This window comes from Methanoculleus taiwanensis (assembly GCF_004102725.1).
GTDB classification, from domain to species: domain Archaea; phylum Halobacteriota; class Methanomicrobia; order Methanomicrobiales; family Methanoculleaceae; genus Methanoculleus_A; species Methanoculleus_A taiwanensis.
Genome location: NZ_LHQS01000001.1, coordinates 346,921 through 353,303, shown reverse-complemented (window position 1 = coordinate 353,303; position 6,383 = coordinate 346,921). Strand labels below are relative to the sequence as shown.

Genomic DNA, 6,383 nt, shown 5'->3' with positions numbered 1-6,383 from the left:
TAGTCAGGAAATCCCGACGGGCTCATAACCCGTAGACCGATGGTTCAAATCCATCCCTCGCTATCGAGCATCACTTTTTAGATACCCATGCAATAGCCGTAGAATTCTTCGATCCACGAAACGGTTTCGTAAAAAAGGGTTTCAGGAAGTGCCCTGGCCGGCCTCAAACAAGGTGAGATCCGACTGATAGGTGCCGTCAACGTACGTGATTGCGCGGCGGCAGGACTTCTCTCCCTGGATCTCAAGCGGATAGTGACCGGTCAGGCACCCGGTGCAGAGGTTGCACCGGTCGATCCCGATAGCCTCGACAAGGTCGTCGAGCGGAATATACGAGAGCGACGTGGCCGCGATACTCTCCCGCACATCCTCCTCGGCCTTTCCGCTCGCGATAAGCTCCTTGCGGGTGGGCATATCGACCCCGAGGTAGCACGGTGCGATGATGGGAGGTGAACCGACCCGCACATGCACCTCGTCGGCACCCGCCTCGCTGATCATATCCACGATCCTCCGTGACGTCGTGCCCCGGACTATGGAGTCGTCTACCAGCACCACCTTCCGGTCTTTCAGATTCCCCCGGATGGGGTTGAGCTTGATCCTGACCGCCTGTTCCCGCTGCGCCTGCGTGGGCATGATGAACGTTCTGCCCATATACCGGTTCTTCATCAACCCCTCGAGGAAAGGAGTGCCGGAACGCATGGCATACCCGGCCGCATAGGCGGTGCCCGAGTCGGGCACCGGACAGATGATATCTGCCTGCAGATAGTCGGACTCGTAGAGTTTCTGGCCGATCTTCTGCCGCACGTCATAGACGAGCGTTCCGTCCATCGTCGAATCCGCGCGGGCGAAGTACACATACTCGAAGATGCAGTGTGCAGTATGGCTCGCCACCGCCATCCGGGTGGCCGAGAGCCCGTCGGCGTTCACGCGGATGAGCTCGCCCGGCATCACGTCCCGTACGAAGGAGCCCCCAAAAGCGTCTATCGCCACGCTCTCAGAAGCGATGACGTATCCCTGCTCGGTCTTCCCGACGCAGAGAGGCCTGATCCCAAGGGGATCGCGGAACGCATAGAGCGTATCGTCGAGCATGACGACGACGGAGTACGATCCTACCAGGCGTCGCATGCAGAGGAGGACAGCATCCTCCATGCTGTTTGAGGTGCGCAGTTCGTCGGCGATGATGTTTGCGATGATCTCGGTATCGGTGGTGGTACAGAAGATCTGGCCGCGCTGTTCGTATTCCTGCCGGAGCGCCTGTGTGTTTACGAGATTTCCATTATGGATGATCGCGAGGTCTCGTCCTTTGTACCTGAAGTTGAAGGGCTGAACATTCTCGGGAATCTTCGCGCCGGTCGTCGGATAGCGGACATGGCCGATACCGACGTTGCCTTTCAGTTCCCGGAGAATATCTTCGTCGAAGACCTCTGCAACAAGCCCCTGGCCTTTGTGCTTATAGAGGCTTTTGCCGTCAAAAGTGGAGATCCCTGCGCTCTCCTGCCCACGGTGCTGGAGAGCGTACAGGGCATAGTACAGCTGGAACGAGACACCGCCAGCATCGACGATGCCAACGATACCACACATAGTACAACTCTAGTGGGTTGGAACCTTTGCTTTCTTTTCAGTCCATCTGTAGCTGCGCATACGGCTGCTTCGCCCAAAACCACAGGCGGAACATTCTTTGTGCCGTGCGTGGAACGAGATCTTACCGCACCGCCTGCAGGCGATGTGTGTTCTCTTGTTCCGCTTTCCCATTGAAGGTGTGCCCTTACTCATGTCGTATCACCTGATTATTCGACTGATGGTGTGATATAGATCACGTTGTCTCCGCGAACGATGAGCGTCCCGAGCTTGCGGACCTGCCCGTCGACCTCATCTTCCGCTTTGTCCAGTACAAGATTCATGTGCACGTCGTATCCCTGCAGTACCCCTCGAATCTCCCTTCCACCCTTGAGACTGATGATAACGGGCTGACGATTCAGTACCTGATCTAAAATATCTAACGGTCTTCGCGTCATATGATTACCCTGTGCCGTCCATTTCGGAGTAATATATTTGAGTGAGTAAGCTACTTAAATATAACCGAGTTTCAGGAACAGAAGTATTCCGCAGCACATTCTACCCGATGAGGTCTGCAACAATGTCCAAAATTATCGTAAAAAAACGCCATTCCATCAGGAAATCGCAACTCAGCCAGCTCATGGCCGGGCTCGCCGACGAGATCGGCGATGCAGCCACACTCTTTGCTGCCGAACGTATCGAGCTCGCCGAGACCGACTCCGACTTCGAACTCTACCTGGTCAATAAAAAACCGCTCCTGATGCGACACGGGACCTGGGTCTTCCCGACGGTCAGGGGACTTATCGAGCACCCCCTTCCCCTGCGGAGGGTCGTCGTCGACCAGGGGGCGGTCAGGTTCGTCGTGAACGGGGCGGATATCATGCGCCCCGGGATCGTCGCGGTCTCGCCTGACGTCCGTGCAGGGTCCCCGGTGCAGGTCGTAGAGGAGCGCCACGGAAAACCGCTCGCCATCGGAGTCGCTCTCCTCGATGCCGCCGGGATAGAGACACAGGAGAAGGGCAAATCGGTCAGGAACATCCACTATGTCGGGGACGACATCTGGAATCTCGAGATCTGACCCGGAATCAAAAGATACTATTAAATAAAATTCATTCTACACTTTTTTCATGGTTAAGAAGATATTCGACAGTATCCTCGGGAAAACCAGCACTAAAAGCGACGACGACTATATGGAGCTGGATCTCGCATCCTACGAGGGGACGAGCGACGATGAGCCGGCATCGATGTACGTCAAGATCGCAACGATTGCAGACCTCAAGGACACGCCCCGCGTGAAAGACGAGGTCTACAACGGCAACATCGTCATCGTCGATATCGGGCGGCTCAAGATGGACAAGATCACCTTCGAGCGCGTCTTAAAAGACCTCCGGGACGTCGCACGCGACGTCAACGGAGACATCGTCGGGCTCGGCGAACAGAAGTACGTCGTGCTCACTCCCATGTCCGTGAAGGTCTCGCGCGACAAGATCGGTGGAGGACTCTAGTGTGGGAGCAGTACCCGGGCACCTGCCCCGGGTGTGGTAATGAGATTCCAATCGTCCATCACCGTCTCGAGATCCCGCACTTCTCGGACATCCTCCTCGTGAGCATCTCCTGCAGCGAGTGCGGCTACCGCCACATCGATACCATCATCCTCGGCGAGGGCGACCCCGTGCGGTGGACGGTGCGGGTCGAGGAGCCCGCCGACCTCGCTACCAGGGTCGTGCGAAGCACCTCCGGCACCATCGAGATCCCCGAACTCGGCCTGAAGGTAGAGCCCGGCAGTGCCTGTGAGGGGTTCGTGACCAATATCGAGGGCGTCCTGAACCGGTTCGAGCAGGCCGTCGCGAGCGCCCTCATGAACCCTGAAACCGAGGAGGAGCGCGCCCGGGCGGAGGAGGTGCTGAGCAGGATTATGGGGGCAAAGGAAGCAACACCACCGTTCACGCTGATCCTCGAAGACCCTGCGGGGAACAGCGCGCTCATCAGCGAGAAGGCCAAGAAGATACTGCTGGATCCTTCGGAGATCTGACACCCTTTTTTCACCCTGACCCCGAGGGGTTAACATAAAATAGCAGATCTACCCAATACGGCCACCGTGAGGTACGAGATATGGCGCGAACGATAACCGTAACCAAATGGGAGAGCGAACAGGACGTCGACAATGCCGTCCACACAATCAGATCCGAGATGGCGGGAGGGCGCGGCCTCTCGCAGGAGACGGAACGGGCGATGCAGCAGTCGCTCCGCATCGCCGACGCGCATCTTACCGACAGCTTCCTGCGGGCGATCCGGGAGCACATCCCCGAAGCGATGCACTATTTCGAGGAGCATGGCGGCGGTTCCTGATCAGATGGCTGTGCACCGGATTAAAAAAAGAGCAGAATGAGGAGCGGCCGTTGAGCCTTCTCCACTGATTTTTACGTTACTTCCGTCCCTTCGATGAAGGCGCCGCGCTCGCGCACGACCTCTCCGACGACCCGTGCATCCGGGACGATCGATCGGATGCTCCGCACGCTCTCCTCGGGTGCGATAAACGCATACCCCATGCCCATATTGAAGGTGCGGTACATCTCCACTGTTCCGATATTCCCGGTCTCCCGGAGCCAGCGGAAGATAGGCGGAACCTCAAGCGGGTCGGTGATCGAAAACCCGAGATCGGCGAGCCGGAGGAAGTTTAAGAGGCCGCCGCCGGTGATGTGACACATTCCGTGCACGGTGCAGGCCTCCGTCACCGCCAGCACCTCGGAGTAGATCCGGGTGGGCGTCAGGAGAACCTCGCCGAGCGTCTTTCCGTTCGGAAGCTCGGTCGCATAGGAGGCGCACTCGTCCACGACCTTCCGCGCGAGCGTCAGGCCGTTGCTGTGGATACCGCTCGACGGAATACCGACGATGACGTCGCCCGGAGCTATTGCTTCACCGGTGACGATCTTCTCTTTCCGCTGGATGCCGAGGCAGGTGCCCGCAAGGTCGAGGCCGTTCACGAGGCCTTTCAGGGTTGCGGTCTCACCGCCGACGATGTTCATGTTGGCGAGCCGCGCACCCTCGTTGAGCCCCTCGCCGATCTGCTCCATCTTGCCGACCGAGAGCGCATCGGTTGCGATGTAGTCGACAAACGCGACGGGCTCGAGGTTCATCACGTAGAGGTCGTTGACGTTCATCGCGATACAGTCGATCCCAACCGTCCGCCAGTCGGCGAGTTCGTCTGCGATCAGCATCTTCGTGCCGACGCCGTCGACGGCAAGTGCGAGGACGTGCTCGCCGAACTCGATCAGCCCGGCGAAGTGCCCGACCTTGCCGAACATGGAGAAAGCACCCTCCCGCCGGTAGGAGAGCCTGCTGATCAATGCCCGGACGGCCGCGGCCTCGAGATCGATATCGACGCCCGCATCGCGGTACGTATGTTCACTCATCACAATCCTCCGAGAGACGGAACTCATCGTGGAGCACCTGAAGGGCGCGTTTTCCATCGCTCCCCTTCACCACAAAGGAGACGTTCACTTCCGAGGAGCCCTGTGAGATCATCATGGCGTTGATCCCGGCTCTCCCGAGAGCAGTAAATATTCTTCCACCGGTGCCGGGCGTGCCTGCCATCCCCGCTCCGACGACCGCCACCGCCACAACGTCGCGGTCATACGTGATCTCACGGACGACTCCCTGCTTCGCGAGCGGAGAGAGCGCATCCATGGCAACCTCGAGGTGCGACTCGTCGACGATGAGGGAGATGTTCGCCTCGGACGAGCCCTGCGAGATCATCATCACGTTGGCCTCCCGCTCGGCGAGCGCCGAGAAGATCGCCTTCGCGACACCGGGTCTCCCGATCATCTGGGCACCGGTAATGTTGATCAGGGCCACCTTCTCGATAAACGAGATCGCCTTGACCACGCGTTTCTCCCGGTGCTCCTTGCGGAGGATACAGGTGCCGGGATGGGCGGGGTTGAAGGTGTTCTTCACCCGGACGAGAATATCCTTCTGCATCGCCGGCTCGACCGAGCGCGGGTGAAGGACTTTAGCTCCGAAATAGGAGAGTTCCATCGCTTCGAGGTAGGAGACATCGGAGAGCACCCGGGCGTCCTTGATGATCCGGGGATCGGATGTCATGACGCCGTCGACGTCTGTCCAGATCCAGATCTCGTCGGCATCGATGCCGCTGCCGATGACGGCGGCCGAGTAGTCCGAACCGCTCCTGCCGAGCGTCGTGATGATCCCCTGCTCCGTCGCTCCCATAAAGCCCATGATGACCGGAACCGTCTCCGTGAGCAGCGGGACGATCCGGCTCTTGATATGGTTTTCGCTTGCAGGAAGGGCACGGGCATCGCCGTGGTTCGGGGTGGTGATGATCCCGGCCTCGATCCCGTCGAGAGCGACCGATGGGATCCCCCGCTGCCGGAGGGCGGCACTGACGATCGGTGCCGAGAACCGCTCTCCGAAGGTCATGATATAATCCCGTGAGCGGGGAGTGAGCTCCTTGAGCGTATATACGGCGCTCAGAATATTCTCAAGCAGACCGAGCCGCTCGTCGATGATCGTCATTACCTCGTCCACGTAGTCGGGTGCCACCTGATCGAGTATCTTCGTATGCCGGGTACGCATGGCGTGGATAAACGACTCGATGGGCGTTTTGTCCCTGCTGCTCACCACCTCATGTGCCACCGATATGATCTGATCGGTTACCCCCGAGCATGCCGATACGACCACGGCCAGTTCTACACCATCGATACGGTAAGGTTCGAGGATATCCACAACCCGCCGGATGCAGTCCCCATCTGAGACGGATGTGCCGCCAAATTTCATTAAAAGCCTCATTCTGGCTCACTCATTTCCTGCAA

The 6,383-nt window shown here is 58.7% G+C and carries 9 protein-coding genes; 4 read left to right on the top strand and 5 right to left on the bottom strand.

Annotation, left to right across the window (positions count from 1 at the left end):
• Positions 1-141 precede the first annotated feature (141 nt).
• The 3 genes from purF to ABH15_RS01835 are packed head-to-tail and all read right to left on the bottom strand — an operon-like array spanning position 142 to position 2,012.
• Entirely contained in the window at positions 142-1,578 is a 1,437-nt protein-coding gene (purF, locus tag ABH15_RS01845) for an amidophosphoribosyltransferase (protein ID WP_128692662.1), read from the bottom strand.
• Positions 1,579-1,587: 9 nt separating this feature from the next.
• Entirely contained in the window at positions 1,588-1,770 is a 183-nt protein-coding gene (locus ABH15_RS01840) for a 50S ribosomal protein L37e (RefSeq protein WP_128692661.1), read from the bottom strand.
• A gap of 14 nt (positions 1,771-1,784) precedes the next feature.
• Entirely contained in the window at positions 1,785-2,012 is a 228-nt protein-coding gene (locus tag ABH15_RS01835; RefSeq protein ID WP_128692660.1) for an LSM domain-containing protein, read from the bottom strand.
• 122 nt (positions 2,013-2,134) lie between these two features.
• On the opposite strand from ABH15_RS01835, the gene ABH15_RS01830 reads away from it, so the two are divergent.
• The 4 genes from ABH15_RS01830 (at position 2,135) to ABH15_RS01815 (ending at position 3,903) form a co-directional block, all read left to right on the top strand.
• Entirely contained in the window at positions 2,135-2,632 is a 498-nt protein-coding gene (locus ABH15_RS01830) for an RNA-binding protein (protein WP_128692659.1), read from the top strand.
• Positions 2,633-2,681: 49 nt separating this feature from the next.
• Entirely contained in the window at positions 2,682-3,059 is a 378-nt protein-coding gene (locus tag ABH15_RS01825) for a cell division protein SepF (RefSeq protein WP_128692658.1), read from the top strand.
• A complete protein-coding gene (locus ABH15_RS01820) occupies positions 3,059-3,586 on the top strand; it encodes a ZPR1 zinc finger domain-containing protein (protein ID WP_128692657.1) in 528 nt (175 codons plus the stop codon). Before ABH15_RS01825 ends, ABH15_RS01820 begins: the two co-directional genes overlap by 1 nt.
• An 80-nt stretch (positions 3,587-3,666) precedes the next feature.
• On the top strand, positions 3,667-3,903 hold the full coding sequence (locus ABH15_RS01815) for a hypothetical protein (protein ID WP_128692656.1): 237 nt from the start codon (positions 3,667-3,669) through the stop codon (positions 3,901-3,903).
• A 71-nt stretch (positions 3,904-3,974) separates the two neighbouring features.
• Here ABH15_RS01815 and purM read toward each other — a convergent pair whose 3' ends face one another.
• Both purM and ABH15_RS01805 read right to left on the bottom strand, forming a co-directional pair.
• Positions 3,975-4,967, bottom strand: a complete 993-nt coding sequence (gene purM / locus ABH15_RS01810; protein ID WP_128692655.1) for a phosphoribosylformylglycinamidine cyclo-ligase — start codon at positions 4,965-4,967, stop codon at positions 3,975-3,977.
• Positions 4,960-6,348, bottom strand: coding sequence for an aspartate kinase (locus tag ABH15_RS01805; protein WP_128692654.1), 1,389 nt, complete (start codon positions 6,346-6,348; stop codon positions 4,960-4,962). The genes purM and ABH15_RS01805 overlap by 8 nt, the downstream gene beginning before the upstream one ends.
• Positions 6,349-6,383 lie beyond the last annotated feature (35 nt).

Coding starts and splice junctions, on each gene's coding strand:
- ABH15_RS01805 (WP_128692654.1), bottom strand. CDS start 6,348: ATGAAATTTGGCGGCACATCCGTCTCAGATGGGGACTGCATCCGGCGG.
- purM (WP_128692655.1), bottom strand. CDS start 4,967: ATGAGTGAACATACGTACCGCGATGCGGGCGTCGATATCGATCTCGAG.
- ABH15_RS01815 (WP_128692656.1), top strand. CDS start 3,667: ATGGCGCGAACGATAACCGTAACCAAATGGGAGAGCGAACAGGACGTC.
- ABH15_RS01830 (WP_128692659.1), top strand. CDS start 2,135: ATGTCCAAAATTATCGTAAAAAAACGCCATTCCATCAGGAAATCGCAA.
- ABH15_RS01825 (WP_128692658.1), top strand. CDS start 2,682: ATGGTTAAGAAGATATTCGACAGTATCCTCGGGAAAACCAGCACTAAA.
- ABH15_RS01835 (WP_128692660.1), bottom strand. CDS start 2,012: ATGACGCGAAGACCGTTAGATATTTTAGATCAGGTACTGAATCGTCAG.
- ABH15_RS01840 (WP_128692661.1), bottom strand. CDS start 1,770: ATGAGTAAGGGCACACCTTCAATGGGAAAGCGGAACAAGAGAACACAC.
- purF (WP_128692662.1), bottom strand. CDS start 1,578: ATGTGTGGTATCGTTGGCATCGTCGATGCTGGCGGTGTCTCGTTCCAG.